The organism is Acidovorax sp. MR-S7, assembly GCF_000400995.2.
GTDB lineage: Bacteria > Pseudomonadota > Gammaproteobacteria > Burkholderiales > Burkholderiaceae_C > MR-S7.
The window spans coordinates 1-16818 of record NZ_DF238920.1 but is presented as its reverse complement, the minus strand read 5'-3'; the positions used below and the strand labels follow the sequence as shown (position 1 = coordinate 16818).

Genomic DNA, 16818 nt, shown 5'->3' with positions numbered 1-16818 from the left:
ACCATTCAGTTCGGAGACCGCATCTCCGTCAATTGAAGTCCGACCCGTTTACACAAAAATTCGGACACGCCCCCCAGATGCACGTTGCTGCAACCGCAATTGCCAGGAAGGTGGAAAGATTCTTCCCACCACGATGCAGCAGGTTGCTGGTTAGCCAGGCATCCCGCAAAGCCCATCGGCTGCCCTGCAAGCGATAGAGATGATCGGCGACCCAGAAGTCCCCACCGCCATCCATCAATAGACTGCTGATGATCAGCGCCGCACCCGCTGGTAGCGCTAAATGAGTGATTAAGAATCGAGGTGCGAATGGTGCGTTGGATAGTGGGGCGTTGCCCAGTAGTCGGGATTCATTGAGGGGCATCGGCATGTGCCTCCTTCGAATGCCACAGCGCATGCGCATCGATACGCACCAGTGCTGACGCTTGCAGCGCATCGATGCGAGCCTGTGCCTCACCGAGGCGTGTCTGGCGCAGGTTTCGCAACGTCAAGAGGTATTCGGCCAAGGGGGCCTCTCCCAGTTCCCAAGCTCGCCGCGTGCGGTTGCTGGCCGTGGTCTGCGCGGCCAGCGCCTGCGCGAATGACTGCCACTGCGTGCGCTTACTTTCAGCTGCCTGCGCGGCTACCCACGCACTTTGCTCCACCGCGCGCCGCACGCCGAGCGCCTCTGCCTCTGCGGCAGCTGCGTTGGCGCTTTCCGTGGCAGCCATTGCACTGCGATAGTCAGTGCCAAATGGCACCGTCAGGACAACGCCAATGACACGTTCCGTCCCACCGCGTTCAGACATCATCCGTACCCCGACTGTAGGGTCGGGCGTGCGGTTGGCGCGACCTCGCTCGGCCACCTTGGCAAGGCGCGCTGCCTCTCCATCGGCAATGCCGATTTCGACGCTTTGTCGCACAATTCGCGCCAGCCACTCCTGTACCCCGCCCGGCAAAGGATCGGGATCTGGCAGCGTGGATGGCCGCGCGGGAATCTCAATGCCCGGGAACTCGATCACCATCGTTTGTCGTGCTGCCCGTTCTGCGTCGCGCGCAGCGCTAACCTGGGCTGCAAGCATCGCGCGTTCGGCTTGCAGAACGTCGCTGTCCCGCTGCGCCGCATCGCCCAGGGCCACGCGGCGGGCCATTGCTTCCTGCTCACGTCTAAGCAACTTTTCCTGCGCTTGCATCTCGTCAGCCACGATGAAACTGCGCAGCCATCCGGCCCAGACTTCCAGCAGTCGCCTTGCCATCTGGTGCTCGGCATCTTCAAGGCGCATACCGGCCACGCCGCGGGTGAGGTTGCCGATCTCCCGATCCAGACGCGCCTTGTTTGGCAAGCGAACAGCACGGCTGAGCTGGATTTCCCATTCGTTGTAGCGACGCGCTTCGTTGGTCACGTTGCGACGTTGTAGGCCGCTACTGAGTTCAAACTCGTGGCTACCGGTTTCAAGGGCGCTTTGCGTGGCTGCAGCCGCGTCCAAGCGAGCGGCTGCGGCATTCACGACCGGCTGGGTTTTCATCGCCGCTTCGACTTGCACCTGCGGAGGCAGCCAAGAGAGATCATCGGCGCGCGCTTGCGCGGGATGAAATGTCAAAGCCGCGATAGCCACCATGACGGCACCAGTCGGTAGTACCAGGCTGCATCCTTTGTTTTTACTCGTCATACCAGTCTTCCACTTGCCAACACCGACTCCACCCACCAGCGGACATCGCTAGACGCGATGCGCTGGCGCAGATGCGCCAGGACCTGTTCCAGTTGTTCGTATTCGATCAACACCCAAATGACGCGCCGATCCACACGGCCGCGAACCTTCTCGCGAATGGACGCGCGCGCGAAGTCGCCGGTATGCCCTTCGGCGTGCAACAGGGTGAACCCTGGCAGCACCGGGTCGGCCATCAGGGCATCGGTGACGGCGTCTTCGAGCGTGGGTGGAAACACCAGATTCAGGCGCACCAGTTGCGCTTCTTTCCATCCGTTCATGCTTGGACTCCTTGTTGTGAGGAGATGGCCTGGCCGAATCGCCGGTACAGCACCGGCAGCAGGACCAGGGTCAGCGCCGTGGAACTGACCAGTCCGCCAATCACCACGATGGCGAGTGGGCGCTGGATCTCAGAGCCAGGGCCACTGGCCAGTAGCAGGGGCACCAGGCCAAAGGCGGTGATGGAAGCCGTCATCAGCACGGGACGCAGCCGTCGAAGCGAACCTTCGCGCACCACCTGTTCCATGGGCAGGCCTAGCGCGTGCAGGTGGTTGAAGTGCGTCACCAGCACCAATCCGTTGAGCACGGCGATGCCCAGCAGCGCGATGAAGCCGACCGAAGCAGGCACCGACAGGTACTGCCCCGACAGCCACAGCGCCGCCACGCCGCCGACCATGGCAAACGGCACGTTGCCGAGGATGAGCGCGGCCTGCCGCACCGAGCCGAAGGTCATGAACAGCACGAAGAAAATCAGCCCCAGGGCTACCGGCACCACCATGCCTAGGCGGGCCGCTGCACGTTGCTGGTTCTCAAACTGCCCGCCCCATTCGACGCGGTAGCCGGGTGGTAGCGGCACGTCGCGCGCCACGGCTTCGCGCGCTTCATCTACGAAGCCGACCAGATCGCGCCCGCTCACGCTGGACTGGATCAGCGCGAAGCGCGAGCCGTTCTCGCGCCGCACCAGTACCGGGCCATCGGTGGTGGCGATGCGCGCCAGCGAGGTCAATGGGATTTCGCCCTGATCTCCGCGGGCGAGCTGCAAGTCCTTGAAGCGCTCGGCTGAGCCGCGTAGGCGGGCGTCGCCGCGCACCACGATGGGCGTGCGCCTGTCCGGCTCGATCACCAGCCCGGCCGGCACGCCTTCGAGCTGCGCGCGCAGCTCGTCCTGAACCTGCGTCACGGCCAGTCCGGCGCGCCCCGCCGCCTGCGCATCCACCTTCACCTGCAGGTATTCCACGCTGTCGCTGGCCTGGGTGAGCACGTCGCGCGCACCGGGCACTTTCTCGATGCGAGCGGCCATGCGCTGCGCCAGATCGCCCAGCGTTTGCAGATCAGGGCCGAATAGCTTGACGGCCACGTCGCCCCGGCTGCCGGTGAGCATTTCCGAGATGCGCATCTCGATGGGCTGGGTAAAGCCGAATTCCAGGCCGGGGAAGGCATCCATCACCTTGCGTATCTCGGCACTCAACGCGTCCTTGTCGGCTGCATGCCAATCCTTGCGCGGTGCGAGCTGCATGAACAGGTCGGTTTCGTTCAGGCCCATCGGGTCGAGCCCCAGCTCGTCGGAGCCCACCCGCCCGATGCTGTGCCGCACCTCGGGCACCGCCGCACCGATGGCCTTCTGCACCGCCAGGTCAATCTCCAGCGAGCGCTGCAACCCAATGGACGGCGGCTTTTGCAGTTGCAGCAGGATATCGCCCTCGTCCATCGTCGGCATGAACGCCTTGCCCGTGCCGAGGTAGGCCACCACACCCAATGCCAGGGCCGCGATGGCGACCGCCGATGCGCGTAGCGGGTGGTGAAGCGCAGCCTCCAGCAGCGGTTGGTACAGTCGCGTGGCCCAGCGCATCGCCCACGGCTCGGTGTGAGCATGTTCCTTGAGCAGCAGCGAGGCCAGCACCGGCACCAGCGTGAGCGACAGCAGCAGCGAGACGCCCAGGGCGAATACGATGGTCAGCGCCACCGGCACAAACAGTTTGCCTTCCAACCCTTGCAGTGTGAGCAGGGGCATGAAGGTCAGACAGATGATGAGGATGCCCGAGGCCACAGGCATGGCGACCTCGTGCGCCGCGGCGAATATGCGGTGCAGGCGCGGCTGGTGCGCACTGGGCGCGTGCGGGTCGAGCCGACTGACGGCGTTTTCCACCACCACTACGGCAGCGTCCACCAGCATGCCGATGGCGATCGCGAGGCCTCCCAGGCTCATCAGGTTGGCGCTCATGCCGACCAGACGCATCAAAAGGAAGGTGCCCAGTGCCGCCAAAGGCACCATCACCGCCACCACCAGTGCGGCGCGAAGCTCGCCGAGGAACAGAAGCAGCAGGATGACGACCAGTACGGTCGCCTCCAGCAAGGCGCTTTCCACCGTGCCCACAGCGCGCTCGATCAGCGTGCTGCGGTCATAGAACGGCACCACCTTGACGCCGGGCGGCAGGCTGGGAGTCAACTCGTCCAGCCGAGCTCGAATGGCTTTGACCAGCGCCGAGGCATCGGCCCCGCGCAGCGCCACCACGATGCCTTCCACCGCTTCGCCCGCGCCGTCCCGGGTGACGGCGCCATAGCGCGTCACGCCTTCGATGCGCACCTGGGCCACGTCGCCCAGGCGAACTGGGGCCGTACCATTGGCCCCCGCGCGCAGGATTAGGCGGGATAAATCGTCCAAAGTGTGGATCGCGCCTTCAGCGCGCACGATCAGCGTGTCTTCGCCTGCATCCAGGCGGCCCGCACCGTCATTTCGGTTGTTGCGGCTGATCGCCGTGATGACATCAGAGAAGCTGAGGCCCGCAGCGGAAAGCCGTGCGCGATCCGGCACCACAACAAAGCTCTTGGCTTCTCCACCCAGCACGTTGACATCAGCAACACCGGGCAGCGTGCGCAGGGCCGGGCGCAGCGTCCAGTCCAGCAGGGCGCGGCGCTCGCTCAACGTGAGGCCACCGCCTTCGATGGTGAACATGAACACGTCCGACAGCGGTGTCGAAATCGGCGCCAGCCCGCCGCTGACGCCTTCGGGCAGGCTGCCCGAAACGCCGGCATAGCGTTCAGCCACCTGCTGACGCGCCCAGTAGATGTCGCTGCCTTCGGCGAAGTCCACCGTGATGTCGGCGATGGCGTACTTGGCCGTGGAGCGCAGCATCACGCCCCGCGGCACGCCGAGCAACTCCATCTCCAGCGGCGTTATCACGCGCGACTCCACCTCCTCAGGCGTCATGCCAGGGGCCTTGATAATCAGCTTGACCTGCGTGGGGGAAATATCCGGATAGGCGTCGATCGGCAGTTGCAGGAAGGCCACCAGGCCCGCACCCGCCAAAGCCAGCACGCCAAGCAGTACCAGCGCACGTTGGCGCAGGGAAAATTCAATCAGACGGGACAACATGCGTGGTCGCCCCTCATTGCAATGGAATCATGGATTTAAGCAGTGCCGTACCGCGCACGACGACCTGCATGCCTGCCGCAAGCGGCGCAGTGTCTGGCGAGACGGCACGCACGGCGCTTGACGCCTCTGATTCGTCTTGCCCCAGCAGTCGCACCGGAACAGCGCGGACGCGTAGGTCGCCGTGCTTGTCTTGCGATGACGGCTCAGCAACGTAGACCACGTGGGCGCTGCCCGCTGGCAGCAGTGCGGACGATGGCACGCTCAAGGTGCCCTGCGGTGCTGGCAGCAACAGCGCGACACTGATCTGCTGCCCGGCCGCATAGCGGTCTGCCCCTGCCTGATCTGCATCGACGCGGGCACGTACCCGCAGGCTCTGACTACTGAGGTCAGTGTCGCCACCAACAGCCGTCACGCGAGCGATCGTGCCATCGGGAAGACGCACTTCCAAGCCTGGGTGGAGATCCGAGCGCCAGCGCAGCGGAACCGCGACGCTGACATCCAGCGGGCCAGGCTGAGCCACTATGAAGGCGATGTCGAGCGGCGCGACCGCCTGCCCGAGGCTCAGGTGACGACGCATCACCCGCCCGGACAAAGGCGCCAGCAATTCATACTCGCCGGCCTGCCCGCCGCTAACGGGTCGAAGCCGTGCGAGGGCGCCATTGGCCTCTTGCAACGTACTTTGCGCAGCCGCCGCGCGCGCCTGGGTTTGCTCGTTGCGCGTGGCTGGGATGATGCCCTCGGCCAAGAGCGTGGCATCGCGCCGGGCCTGCGCCGTAGCCACCGCCGCTTCGGTGCGGGCACGCGCCAGATCAGCCTGAGACGCCAGAACGTCCTTGCTCTGGATGCGCGCCAGTGCCTGACCTTGGCGCACTGCGGCGCCTTCATCGACCAGAACGCGCGTCACCACACCGCCATATGGCGCCACGACCTGCGCGCTAGCCGAGAGTGGTGCCACCGTCTGCGCGGGTAAGCTATCCAGCGGTATCACTGCAGCATCCTTGACGAGTGCGGTTTCCACACCCTGCGCGCGAAGCTGAGTGGCATTGAGGTGAACGCCGCCAGCGTTCGGTTGGGCGACAGCTTCGCTCGCGTCTTTATCGGCTACGGTTGTCTGCTGGGTTGCCCAAGCCCACCAGCCGTACCCTACGGCAGCCAGAACTGCCACACCGACGGCGGACAGGGCCAAGGTCTTGGTTCGGCTGGAGGTGCCCGCCGCTTTCAAGGTCGGGAAGCTCATGCTTGTGCCGCCCCAAATGACGTAGAGCAGAGTAGAGAGCACACAGCGCGAATTGAAAATTCGTCGCATATGAAGCGGTGCGCGAGGTTAATGAGGCGAAACATGCGGTCGATCTCTTGTAAAGATCAGCTCATGTTCTTCGGTGAAGCTTTGAGAAAGCTTTGAGCGCTCGCCCGCTGCAAGCTGCAATGGCGTCCGCCGGGAGCTTCGCCGTGGGCGCGGCCATGCCGCTGGCTGTGGTTCTGCTGGCGCCAGAGCAGAGCCTGCTCTATTGGATCGTCGCGACGGCGATTGTCTTCCTGGCCCTGCTCGGCGCTGCGGCTGCTGCCGTGGGTGGTACGCCGCTCTTCAAAAGTGCGCTGCGCGTCGCGTTCTGGGGCACATTTGCCATGGCGGTGACAGCGGGCGTGGGAGCCATGTTCGGCACTGCGGTGTAGATCTGCGTCAATCTCAGAGCAGCGGTGGCCAAGGGCCAAGCCGCGCGGACAGCCGACCGTTGTCCAGTGAGAACGCCAGCGGCAGGTCTATGGCATGCGCGAGAGCCAGGGCCAGCGCCAGTCCCAGTCCAGCGTGATGCGCCGTGCCGCCTTCGGAATCCTTGCGCCAGAAGCGAAGGCCGAATTGATCTAGATCGGATGCCTGCAAATTGGGAGCTGTGTTGACGATGGTTAACATCCAGCCGGATGCCTCGAGCTCCAACCTACATTGAATGTCGTCGCCTTCGGGCGCGTATTCAATGGCATTGCGCAAGAGGTTGGAGAGGATGCGTTCGATCACGCCCTGATCACTTTGCACCCATGCTGATTCAGGCAAAGTCACGCGGATGGGTGACTTGGGTGCCATTTTCTGGACGTTGAGTCCCGCCAGTAACTCTTGCAGCAAAGCTGTCAGATCCAGAGGATCCAGCGCCAGTGTGTGTTGGCCGGACTCAAGACGCGCCAACAACAGCAGAGTGTCCACACTGCGCTGCATGCGTGAACTGGCCTGGATCATTGCATTCAGGGCGCGCTGGATTCGGGCCGGGTCGGCATCGATCAAAGCGCTTTCTGCGCTGATGCGGATTTCCGCCAGGGGCGTGCGCAACTCGTGGGCCACATCGCGGGAGAAGCGGCGCTCGCGGACAATGGCCGCATACAGGTGATGCAAGCCCTGATTGAAGGCTTCGGCAAACGGACGCAGTTCACGGGGAAAGTCCGCTCCGATCCGCGCAATCGGCCGATCCGAACGCAGATCGGCCAGTTGCTCGCCGACCCGCTCCAGCATGACCACGATATGCCGAACCATGAGCAGCGCCAGGCCCGTCGCTAGCAGCGTTGCCAGCACAATACCGCCCAAGAGCGCAAAGTGGATGCGCCGCTCGGTTTGATCCCAATCCCGGCGTTCTGTTGCGACGACTAATAGCTGAGACCTCTCTCCAGTTACCGACACGCGCGTCGCCAGCGCGCGGCCCGCGTGGCCATCCGGAAGTGTCACGTCGTAATAGCGCGGGGTGCCTTGCTCCACCGGGCCAAGCGATAGCTCGGCGCCTGCACTGCTGGGAGAGCGTAGCAAGGCCCGGTGGGTCTGCGAATCGAAGACCGTGAAGAACTCGGTATGCCCGCCAGGCTCATATTCCGGCATGAGGCTTTCGAGCTTTCTCGCATCCAACTCCTGCAGCACGCGCCCCACCGCCGCTGATCGTTGCATCAGGGTGGTATCCATCCGTCGATAGATTTCGTGGTCAATCCAGTAGTCGAGGACGGGAAACAGGATCGCGAAGGTTCCTCCAATGCAGATCACCAAGCTGGCAGCCAGCCGCCGCTGCAAGGACCAGGATCCGCCTTGACTCGCATCAGAAAGGGCTTCGGAATCGGGACGTACCATCGTTCAGGGCAGGATGTAGCCGAAGCCACGGCGTGTCACGATCAGTTCATCCAGGCCGCACTGGGCAAGCTTGGTTCGCAAGGTGCTGACGATCACCTCTACCACTTTGTCCGATGCATCGCTGCGGCTGTCGTACAAATGTTCAAAAATCTGCGAGCGCGACAGCGTGGCGCCGCGCCGACGCAGCAGCAAGTCGAGCAGTCCATACTCCTTCGGCGTGAGCCCAAGATCAATGCACTTGAACCTCGCGATGCGCGAGCGCGGATCGACCTCCAGATCGCCGTGGCGCAGAACTGGAACGTCCCGTTGCGGCGGACGCCGTACTAGCGCCCGCAGGCGAGCCAGAAGTTCGGCTAGCTCGAAGGGTTTTGTCAGGTAGTCATCGGCACCCGCATCCAAGGCCCGCACCCGGTCGTCGAGCAGTTCGCGCGCGGAGAGCACCAACACCGGTGCGGCATGGGCCTCCCGGCCCAATGCGCGCAACACGCCAAAGCCGTCCAGCCGGGGCAGCATCAAGTCCAGAATGATGGCGTCGTACCGGTAGCTGGCAAGAAACTTCAGCGCGGACACGCCATCGGCTGCTGTATCGCAGGCATAGCCTTCCGACTGAAGGCTCTGGCTCAGGGCTTCGGCCAGCGTTTGCGAGTCTTCCACGATCAATACGCGCATGTGCTTTCTTCCGTTCAGCGCATCTCGAAAAGCTCCTGGTGGAACGCCTCCGGCTCCAGCCCCTGGGCCAGCAGGTCGGCGCGCAACGCGCGGCCGAAGGCCGTGGGGCCGCAGAACCAGACGCTGGCGTCTTTCCAACCCGGCACCATGGCACGCAGGCGTTCACCCGTCAGGCGACCGTTCTGCTTGTCGATGAGCAGGTGCAGCACAACGCCGGCCGCCTGGCTGTCGGCGCGCAGTTTCTCGATGGCCTGCGGATCAACGTCGCTCGTAGGATGAAACAAATCGACCGGGCGTGCGTCTTGGCCTTTATGCTGCGCCAAATACTTCATGCGCGCAATGAATGGCGTGATACCGATGCCGGCGCCGATCCAGATCTGGCGGGCCTTCTCGTCGTCGAAAGTGAAGCAGCCGTAAGGCCCCTCGACCGTTACCTGGTCGCCTACCCGTAGGCGCTCAGGCAGCCGGCGGGTGTGGTCGCCCAGCGCCTTGGTGATGAAGGTAATGCGCCGGTCTTCCGGCACCCAGGCTGAGGCTAGCGTGTAGGGGTGCGGGCCTTCTTTCGGGTTGGACATGGCGAAGGCAAACTGTCCGGGCCGGTGGCCGGGCCAGCCCGGGTCCATCCGCAGGGTGGTTTCCAGCACGTTCAGCGCAGGGTAGGTCTGCAGCGATTCGATGACACCGTGCGCGGTGCGCTGCGCACCGACTCGGCCCAGCAGCACCCACACCGCCGATACCGTGCCGCTCGCCAGCAGCATAGCCAAAGCCCAGCCCACGGGCTGGGCCCAGTAGGAGAACTGCACCAACACCAAGGTGTGGAAGGCCAGCACCAAGTAGATCGCTGCCATCCAGTGGTGCGTCTTGGCGAACAGCCGGTAGGGAAAGCGCTTAACCAAAGCCAGCACCAGTAGCACGGCGACGGCGTAGAAGGCCCATTCGCCCAAGTTCTCGGCCAGTCCGCGCCAGCCACGCAGCGCCGATTCAATGGAGCCCATTGAATCAGCCGTTGCGCGGGGCTTGCGCGCCGGGCGCGTCAGCCAGCCCCAGCCTACGGCCCACTTAGTACCCTTCGCCCACAGCCAGTGTACTGTTGCAGCGGCCAGAGCAGCGATGCCGAGCCACTTGTGCAGGCGGTACATCTTGTCCAGTCCGTTCAAGCTGGGCTCCAGCCACGCCGGGCGCGTGGCCAACATCATCGCCACGGACATCGCGCCGATGGCCAGTACGCCGCTGTATTGAATCCATACCGTTCGCAGGGCGAAGTAGTTGGGCTGTGCAGGCCAGAGCGTATCGGTAAAAAGCCATAGAGCGCTCAATGCCAGCGCAAAAAACCAGAACGTCCAAATTATTCTCTTCATCGTGGATTTGCCCCAAATTCTGCGGAAGGCGCATGCGGCACTGGTCGGAAACCATCAATCCATATACGCGATAGCGTGCCTTTGAATGTGGCCGTGTATCCGAAATTACAGATAATTCTAATTTTGGCATCCCAACCTTTGGTAACGATTTGGATTGATCACCCATCTATGGAAAAAATCTAACTTTGCCCACCGGCTTGTGGCATTACCTTGACTCAAGAAATGGTTGGCCCCCGATGCCGCCCAATCTCCCAGGACACCCCGCCGCCGCGAACCGTCGCGGAAAGCTGCTGCCCCAGCCGTTGCTCGATCACTGGCTTCCACGGCACGAGCGAGAATCCTTTGCCGTCATCGAGCATCACGTAGCGCCCGCTGGCAAGCATGACGCTGCGTCGGTAGATGCCAGCTACCCGTTGCCCGTCGGCCACGGGCCGATGCTCCAGGCCAGTTTCGGCGGAAATATCCTTCGCGGCCTGCGCCAGTTCCTGATTGCGCAGCGTGCCCAACAGGTTGCGCGCGAAGATTACGCGCTGCCCACGCCGCTCGGCCAGTCCCTGTTCGGCCAGGAAGTCGGCGCGCTGCTGCATCGCCTGCTTGGCCTCCGCTCCAAAGCCCAGGTCGCACAGACCCGAGCCGCCGCCGATCAACTGCTGGTCGAGCCAGGTAGCCCCGATCGCGCGCGCCTGCCGCTCGATGGACAGGTGCGATTTCACTTCCACGGCCACGCCGCCCAGGCGCTGCGCGTCGTATTGGCGGCCACGCTCGGGCAGATCGTCCGGCACCTTCCATAGCCCGTCGGCCACCCGTTCCACGATACCGGCACGGCGCAGGGCTTCCAGGCGGCGGATGTGGGCCGCCACGACTTCCTGCGGATCTCGGCCGGGCACGGCCTGACCTTGTGCAATGGCGAGGTGATGATCGGCGCGGTAGAGGCCACCGCTCGCCAGCGCGGCGATGTTCTTGTCGGCCGCGCGCACGTCGGCCGCCCCCTTCACCTCCACCACGGCGCCGGTCGGATAGTTCGCCAGCTCGTCGCGAGCATTGAGCGCGACATAGTGAGCCTTGCCGTCCACACCGTCGATGACCAGATAGCCGCGGTCGCGCAGCTCGTCGGCCAGCCCCTTCGCGGCCACGCGGCCGACGATCGTGCGGCCGTCATCACCCGGCTCGAACACCGACAGTTCGCGCGGCGCGCCGCTCATGGCCCGCTGTAGGGTGCGGATGATGTCGCCACGCTCGCCCAGGGCACGCAAGGTCTTCTCCGCATCGGCATGAATGCCCCAGGTGCCGGGCTGCACCTCGTCGGCCAGGCCCAGGCGCTGCAAACGCTGCAGGCGGCCGATCAGCAGCAGGCGCTGGCGTTGCAGCCGCGGTTCGTTGAAGCGTTCGATCTGCACTTGGCCATCGTCGCCGACCTCGCGCTTGAGCGTGCGATCCAGGCTCGTCCACCGTTCCTGCTCCACCTCGCGCCGCAAGGCCTGCTGGATCTCCAGCTCGGTGCGTGGCCCCAGCCATTCGGTCGCCAGCTCGGCCGCGCGATACCGAAAGCCATCGGCGATGTAGTCGCCCGCGATGATGAGGTGTTTGCCGGTGTCGTCGCGCCCGCGCACGATCAGGTGGGTGTGCGGGTTGTCGGTGTTCCAGTGATCGACAGCCACCCATTCCAGCCGCGTGCCCAGGTCGGCTTCCATGCGCCCCATCAGATGCCGCGTGTAGGTGCGCAGGTCTTCGAGCTCGGCGCCATCCTCGGGGGAAACGATGAAGCGGAAATGGTGCCGGTCGTCGGCGCAGCGTTCCTTGAAGGCATCAAGATCGGCTTCATCGGTCTGCGGCCCGTAGGCCCGGCCTGGCTCACCGTCCCGGCCCACACCATCGCGCTCGATGTAGCGCAGGTGCTTGGCGAGCGACTGTGGGCTGGCCCGCTGCTGGTTGACCAGCAAGGTCTTGATGGTCACGCGCCGCGACATGGGTGTGAGCTTCGCGCCCGCGAAGCGCGCCGCCGTATGCCCACGCCCAAGACGCGAGCCGGGTCGCTGGCCAGTGGTCTTGCCGCCGCCAGCCGATGCCGGGCGGCGCACCGAGGACTTGCCGCTGCTGGCTTTGCCCGCCTGCTTGAGCACCTTGGAAATGAAGCTCTGGCCCTGACTCTTGCCCCGGTTCTTCGGGGCGCTGGGACGGATGCGGAAATCGTCGTCGCGGCGGTTGGTCATGGCTGCGCTCCCTGCAAGCTCCGGCGTGTCCGGTCGTGCAAAGCACGCGGACATGTCTGTATCGGCGCGGGCCACGCGCCCCCAGCGGCACGGCGGCGAAGCCGCGCCGTGCCGCGCCACCCCCACTTGCAGACTGGCTTTGCGGGCCGACAGGTGCCGCCCCCTTTTGTCTTGCCTTCCGCCTTTCCCCCTCGCTGACGCTCCGGGCCGCGGCGGCCCGGCGGCGCTGCTGGGCGAGCAGCCAGCGCACCGGCGAACGCGGCGACGGCCACAGGCCGGGCGCGTTCGAGGCAAGACGCCTGCACGTTGGACGGCTGCGCCGAAGGCAGCGCGAAGTGCGGTGCGGATGCGCTCGCACTGCACGCGCGACGACACGGCAACGACCAGCAGAACGACACACCCGATGGCACGATGAGATGCACGGCGACGTGCAGCGAATTGACGGCCATCATGGGCGGGACTCCAGCCAGACCGGATGCGCGACGCCGATCACGGCGGATGCGCTGACCGGCCCGAAATACCGGCTGTCGAACGACGCCGGGTTGGTCGCACTCAAGAGGAACAGTTCGCCGGAATCGAGGCGGCGGCATTGCTGCCAGGATGGCAGCGGCCGGCCCCAGCGGTCAGCAGGCAGCACGGCGGCCGAAGGCACGCCGTCGATGCGGACGACGCGGCCAGTGATACACACCTCCTGCGGTGCGACGGCGCCCACGCGCTTGAGCAGTGGCACGCGCGCCGGCAGGTAGCCGCGTTGCGCAGCAAGCGCGGCGGCATCTGGCGGCAGCGTGGTCAGGACGATGCAGCCCACGGACAAAGGACGTGGCAGCGAGGCGGTGCCGTGGCCCAGCGGATCGACGCGATACCAGCCGACCGCCACGCTGTCGGACGGGTTGTAGATCAGGCGCGGCAGCGGATGCACGAAGGACGCCCAGGCCAGCGCAGCGAGGCCGCAGGCGGACAGGCCCGCTAGCACGAGGCGAGCGCGCAAGCGTGCGCGGGGCGAGCGAGGATGCGGCGCGGTGCCGGCAGTGGAAACGGCGGTCATGGCAATGCCCTCCCGATGAGCCATGCGGCGTGCCGCTCGGCGGTGTATTCGGGCAGCGGCAGGCGCGCGGCGAGCCGGTTGGCGAGCGTGCGCCAGTACGCGGGCGAGACAGTGGCGGGTGCGATGCCCAGCGCCTCGATGACGTCGATGCGCTCCAGCACGGTGCGCACCGGGTTCTCGCCCTCGGCGTGCAGCAGCAGGCGTGCGCCCGGCTGCACGCCGGGGATGCGCTGCGCCGCATCCAGCGGCGTGCAAGCCTGCATCACCATGAGCTGCCAACGCACGGTGCCGTAGTCGTTGGCCTGCCAGCGGATGCGGCAGAACATCGCGCCCGGCAGGAACACCGCGCAGCGCCGCCAGCGGTCGAGCTGTAGCGTGCGCGCGGGGTCGCCGAAGCGCAGGTAGAGCTTGAAGCGCGGTTCGATGTAGGCCAGCGCCACGCGCGTCAGCGGCGCGCTGGCAGGCTGGCCGGAAGGTGCTGCGAGCGCAGCCGTAGCCGCGCCAGCGGCAGGCGAAGCGGATGCGGTCATGGGGTGTTCTCCCTGCGGTGTTCTGGAAACTCCCGCTCCAGCAGGCTGCGCAGCAGGTCGGCCACGGTCACGCCCTGCGTGAAAGCCGAAACCTTGATGCGCGCCCGCATGGCGGGCGTGATGTCGAGGGTGAGGCGAGCCGTGTAGAGGTCGCCCTTGCCCAGTGCATCGGCGTCACCCTGGCGAATCCACGCCTCGGCGTGCGGATTCGCAGGTGGACGCGCGCCGATGCCGACGCGCTTTGCGCGGGGTGGCGGCTTCGCCGTCATGGCGTCCACCGCAACAGTTCGTCCACCAGCGCGGTGACTTCACGCGCGGCGGCGCCGTCGGGCGCTGTCTCGCGTGCAAGCCGGCCAGCGGCCACGCTGTCGGCGAACACGATGCGCTGATGCACTTCCGCGCGCAGCGCAGGAAGCGGTTGGTCGGCCAGCGCCTGGCGCGCTTCGCGCCCGATCACGGTGGTACTGACGCGCCGATTGATGACGAAGGCCGCGCGCAGCGCAGGCCGGAACACCTGTGCCTCGCGGATCAGCGCCACCATCTCGGCGCTGGCCCACAGGTCGTAAGGGCTGGGCTGCACGGGGATCAGCGCGCGCTCGGCCGCCAACAGCGCGGAGCGCGCCAGCGCCGCGATGCGTGGCGGGCCGTCGATGATGACGTGATCAGCCCGCCTGGCGAGTTCTGGCGCCTCTTGGTGCAGCGTTTCGCGTGCGAGGCCCACGGCGCTGAACAGCCGTGGCAAGCCTTGCTGGCTTCTGCGCTGTGTCCAGTCGAGCGATGAACCCTGCGGATCGGCGTCCAGCAGAACGACGTGCTGGCCGCGCATCGCCAGCTCGCCGGCGATGTGCGTGGCGAGCGTGGTCTTGCCAACGCCGCCTTTCTGGTTGAGCAGAGCGACGATCATGGCCGCGCCCTCCATGCTGGAAAGCGGGGCTTTTGCTGCTGTGCTTGTGGCCGCGTGGTGGTTATCCACCGCAGCGGCGTTTCCCTACTAAAAGTTAGAGAAATTAAGTTAGGGAAGTTAGAGGGCGCGCAAACCCAATACTGGCACGGGTTTGCGGCCGATCGGCACGTCTGATAGCACGATACCCTGCACGCCTGATAGCACGACACCATTCACAGGTTTTCCCGAAGTTATCCCCGTGCCGTCTGCGGCACGGGCCGGAACGTCAGCAGCTCCATGCCGTTGTCGGGCATCCGCTCGATGCCCAGGACGTAACCGGGCAGCGACTGCCGCGCGACGAGCGCACGCAGATCGCAGGCGAAGTCGTAGGGCTTCGCGGTGCTGCCGGACTTCTGGTGCAGATAGCGAAAGTCGAACTGCCAGCCGTATGCCTGCTTGCCGCCGTGCTTGCGCACCAGGCGGTACAGCCACCGCTCGATGCCGCCGGTGAGCCGGAAATACGCCGGGTCGATGGTCAGCACCAGGGCAGCGTCGAGCACGCCGGCGTAGAACCAGTCCGGCAGGATCAGTTCGATGCCCAGCGGCGTGCCGCTGGCATCGGCCAGCTCCTTCCATTCGTTGATCCACGAGAAGCGATGCAGGCGCCGCCCGGTCGTCTCGCGGATGGACGTGGCCACCGTGGTCGATTGCAGCCGGTCGAGCGCGGCCTTGAGGCGCTGGTAGTCGCGCAGCGACTTGCCGCGCCCGATGAAGCGCAGGATCTCGTAGGGCGTCGCGCGCATCAGCCGCGACGGGCGCAAGCCCGCGTCCTTTGCCTCCACGATCTGCGAGGCAGCCCATATCAGCACGTCCGCATCCCAAATCGTGGCGATGCCGTGCTCCTGCGTGCCTTCCACGCGGATCGTCACGTTGCCCGCACGGAAGTCGATGGGCTTGACCCGCTTGGACTTGCCGAGCGAGAAGAACGGATAGGCCATCAAGTCCTGGCTGTCGCGCGGCGCCATGTCGCCGGGCAAGGCGCGGAACAGGTCGAGCTGTTCGCGCTCCTGCAACGGCCGCTGCCGGGACGGCAGCGCGGAGCTGGACATGGCGATGGCCTGCCGCGCGCCGCCGATCAGCGCGCACGGCTGTCGGCCGAGTGGTGCTCGGCGTATTCGGGATCGGAGGTCGTCTCAAAACTGCGGTCGGCGGCCCAGGCATCGAGGTCGGCCACGGCGTACATGACGCGGCGGCCGAACTTGCGAAAGCGAGGGCCGCCGCCGATCACGCGCTGCTTTTCCAGCGTGCGCGGCGACAGGCGCAGGTACTCGGCGGCTTCATCGTTAGTGAGATAGCGTTGGGGCTGCGCGGCAGCGGTCGAGACAGTGGCGGCAGGCCGCAAAGGAGCGGGACGCATGGTGTGAACCTCCATCGGTTGAAAACGCCGCCCTTGTGCGGCACGCGCACGTCGGCCACGGTGTCACCGCAGACAAGGCCATTGCTGCAAACAAAGCGGAACATCCCGGCCAGCATCTGATAGCTGCTGGTGCCGTCATGGGAGTTCAGCAGGATGATTTCGTTGGCCTCGCGGCCGTTGATCTGGCTGGCGTGGCGCAGCCGGATCATGTGCTTGGTGTAGTCACGGCGGTCGTCGTGGCGCACGCGGGTTTGCGTCACCATGAAAGGCTCGAAGCCTTCCCCGCGCAGTTCTTGCAGCACGGTGGCGGTGGGGATGTAGCTGTACCGCTCGGAGCGGCTTTCGTGCGGGGCTTCCGCGTAGATGGACGGGGCCACGGCCCGGATTTGGTCATCGGACAAGGGACGTTCCGAACGCAGCACCGGGGAACGGGAAGCGAAGCGGGATGCGAGTTGCATGGCATTTCTCCTGACAAAGAAAAAGGCTCTGTCACAAATCTGTGTTGATGACCGGCACTCCGATGGCGTCGAGCAAGAGCTGGCGCGGCTTTG

15 protein-coding genes and 2 pseudogenes are annotated in these 16818 nt (G+C 65.4%); 1 reads left to right on the top strand and 16 read right to left on the bottom strand.

The features are described 5' to 3' along the window. Positions 1-28: 28 nt before the first annotated feature. Genes AVS7_RS23670 through AVS7_RS11055 form a run of 5 tightly spaced genes read right to left on the bottom strand, consistent with a single transcriptional unit; the run spans position 29 to position 6292 of the window. The gene (locus tag AVS7_RS23670; RefSeq protein ID WP_234450003.1) at positions 29-367 is read right to left on the bottom strand and encodes a hypothetical protein; all 339 of its coding nucleotides are present in this window, start codon (positions 365-367) and stop codon (positions 29-31) included. After that, on the bottom strand, positions 348-1646 hold the full coding sequence (locus AVS7_RS11070) for a TolC family protein (RefSeq protein ID WP_229302609.1): 1299 nt from the start codon (positions 1644-1646) through the stop codon (positions 348-350). Before AVS7_RS11070 ends, AVS7_RS23670 begins: the two co-directional genes overlap by 20 nt. Then, complete coding sequence (locus AVS7_RS11065; protein WP_020228450.1) at positions 1643-1963, bottom strand: DUF3240 family protein; 321 nt, start codon at positions 1961-1963, stop codon at positions 1643-1645. Before AVS7_RS11065 ends, AVS7_RS11070 begins: the two co-directional genes overlap by 4 nt. Continuing rightward, positions 1960-5055, bottom strand: a complete 3096-nt coding sequence (locus AVS7_RS11060; RefSeq protein ID WP_020228449.1) for an efflux RND transporter permease subunit — start codon at positions 5053-5055, stop codon at positions 1960-1962. The genes AVS7_RS11065 and AVS7_RS11060 overlap by 4 nt, the downstream gene beginning before the upstream one ends. A gap of 13 nt (positions 5056-5068) precedes the next feature. Beyond that, positions 5069-6292, bottom strand: coding sequence for an efflux RND transporter periplasmic adaptor subunit (locus tag AVS7_RS11055; protein ID WP_034690650.1), 1224 nt, complete (start codon positions 6290-6292; stop codon positions 5069-5071). 155 nt (positions 6293-6447) lie between these two features. On the opposite strand from AVS7_RS11055, the pseudogene AVS7_RS11050 reads away from it, so the two are divergent. After that, positions 6448-6729 (top strand): annotated as a pseudogene (locus tag AVS7_RS11050) (VIT1/CCC1 transporter family protein); the annotation flags it as partial. Between the two features lie 13 nt (positions 6730-6742). Here AVS7_RS11050 and AVS7_RS11045 read toward each other — a convergent pair. The 11 genes and pseudogenes from AVS7_RS11045 to AVS7_RS10995 all read right to left on the bottom strand — a co-directional run. After that, complete coding sequence (locus AVS7_RS11045) at positions 6743-8155, bottom strand: HAMP domain-containing sensor histidine kinase (protein WP_024001348.1); 1413 nt, start codon at positions 8153-8155, stop codon at positions 6743-6745. Between the two features lie 3 nt (positions 8156-8158). Continuing rightward, the gene (locus tag AVS7_RS11040) at positions 8159-8824 is read right to left on the bottom strand and encodes a response regulator transcription factor (protein WP_011517534.1); all 666 of its coding nucleotides are present in this window, start codon (positions 8822-8824) and stop codon (positions 8159-8161) included. A 14-nt stretch (positions 8825-8838) separates the two neighbouring features. Then, positions 8839-10182, bottom strand: coding sequence for a ferric reductase-like transmembrane domain-containing protein (locus AVS7_RS11035; protein WP_024001347.1), 1344 nt, complete (start codon positions 10180-10182; stop codon positions 8839-8841). A 215-nt stretch (positions 10183-10397) separates the two neighbouring features. Beyond that, a complete protein-coding gene (locus tag AVS7_RS11030; protein WP_020228443.1) occupies positions 10398-12392 on the bottom strand; it encodes a relaxase/mobilization nuclease and DUF3363 domain-containing protein in 1995 nt (664 codons plus the stop codon). A gap of 448 nt (positions 12393-12840) precedes the next feature. After that, entirely contained in the window at positions 12841-13437 is a 597-nt protein-coding gene (locus tag AVS7_RS11025) for a S26 family signal peptidase (protein WP_024001346.1), read from the bottom strand. Continuing rightward, on the bottom strand, positions 13434-13967 hold the full coding sequence (locus tag AVS7_RS11020) for a DUF2840 domain-containing protein (protein ID WP_020228441.1): 534 nt from the start codon (positions 13965-13967) through the stop codon (positions 13434-13436). Before AVS7_RS11020 ends, AVS7_RS11025 begins: the two co-directional genes overlap by 4 nt. Continuing rightward, positions 13964-14236 (bottom strand): hypothetical protein, encoded by a 273-nt coding sequence (locus AVS7_RS11015; RefSeq protein WP_020228440.1) that lies wholly within the window; start codon positions 14234-14236, stop codon positions 13964-13966. The genes AVS7_RS11020 and AVS7_RS11015 overlap by 4 nt, the downstream gene beginning before the upstream one ends. Further along, positions 14233-14871, bottom strand: a complete 639-nt coding sequence (gene parA, locus AVS7_RS11010) for a ParA family partition ATPase (protein WP_034690657.1) — start codon at positions 14869-14871, stop codon at positions 14233-14235. The genes AVS7_RS11015 and parA overlap by 4 nt, the downstream gene beginning before the upstream one ends. Before the next feature lie 230 nt (positions 14872-15101). After that, on the bottom strand, positions 15102-15959 hold the full coding sequence (locus tag AVS7_RS11005) for a replication initiator protein A (RefSeq protein WP_020228438.1): 858 nt from the start codon (positions 15957-15959) through the stop codon (positions 15102-15104). A 26-nt stretch (positions 15960-15985) separates the two neighbouring features. Beyond that, complete coding sequence (locus tag AVS7_RS11000) at positions 15986-16267, bottom strand: AlpA family transcriptional regulator (RefSeq protein ID WP_003107109.1); 282 nt, start codon at positions 16265-16267, stop codon at positions 15986-15988. 23 nt (positions 16268-16290) lie between these two features. Beyond that, positions 16291-16725, bottom strand: a pseudogene (locus tag AVS7_RS10995) (DUF932 domain-containing protein); the annotation flags it as partial. Positions 16726-16818: the final 93 nt, after the last annotated feature.

Excerpts from the sequence above, each read along its gene's own strand:
- parA (WP_034690657.1), bottom strand. The coding sequence starts at position 14,871 with ATGATCGTCGCTCTGCTCAACCAGAAAGGCGGCGTTGGCAAGACCACG.
- AVS7_RS11035 (WP_024001347.1), bottom strand. The coding sequence starts at position 10,182 with ATGAAGAGAATAATTTGGACGTTCTGGTTTTTTGCGCTGGCATTGAGC.
- AVS7_RS11070 (WP_229302609.1), bottom strand. The coding sequence starts at position 1,646 with ATGACGAGTAAAAACAAAGGATGCAGCCTGGTACTACCGACTGGTGCC.
- AVS7_RS11005 (WP_020228438.1), bottom strand. The coding sequence starts at position 15,959 with ATGTCCAGCTCCGCGCTGCCGTCCCGGCAGCGGCCGTTGCAGGAGCGC.
- AVS7_RS11020 (WP_020228441.1), bottom strand. The coding sequence starts at position 13,967 with ATGACCGCATCCGCTTCGCCTGCCGCTGGCGCGGCTACGGCTGCGCTC.
- AVS7_RS11000 (WP_003107109.1), bottom strand. The coding sequence starts at position 16,267 with ATGCGTCCCGCTCCTTTGCGGCCTGCCGCCACTGTCTCGACCGCTGCC.
- AVS7_RS11060 (WP_020228449.1), bottom strand. The coding sequence starts at position 5,055 with ATGTTGTCCCGTCTGATTGAATTTTCCCTGCGCCAACGTGCGCTGGTA.
- AVS7_RS11065 (WP_020228450.1), bottom strand. The coding sequence starts at position 1,963 with ATGAACGGATGGAAAGAAGCGCAACTGGTGCGCCTGAATCTGGTGTTT.
- AVS7_RS11045 (WP_024001348.1), bottom strand. The coding sequence starts at position 8,155 with ATGGTACGTCCCGATTCCGAAGCCCTTTCTGATGCGAGTCAAGGCGGA.
- AVS7_RS11015 (WP_020228440.1), bottom strand. The coding sequence starts at position 14,236 with ATGACGGCGAAGCCGCCACCCCGCGCAAAGCGCGTCGGCATCGGCGCG.
- AVS7_RS11055 (WP_034690650.1), bottom strand. The coding sequence starts at position 6,292 with ATGAGCTTCCCGACCTTGAAAGCGGCGGGCACCTCCAGCCGAACCAAG.
- AVS7_RS11040 (WP_011517534.1), bottom strand. The coding sequence starts at position 8,824 with ATGCGCGTATTGATCGTGGAAGACTCGCAAACGCTGGCCGAAGCCCTG.
- AVS7_RS11030 (WP_020228443.1), bottom strand. The coding sequence starts at position 12,392 with ATGACCAACCGCCGCGACGACGATTTCCGCATCCGTCCCAGCGCCCCG.
- AVS7_RS11025 (WP_024001346.1), bottom strand. The coding sequence starts at position 13,437 with ATGACCGCCGTTTCCACTGCCGGCACCGCGCCGCATCCTCGCTCGCCC.
- AVS7_RS23670 (WP_234450003.1), bottom strand. The coding sequence starts at position 367 with ATGCCGATGCCCCTCAATGAATCCCGACTACTGGGCAACGCCCCACTA.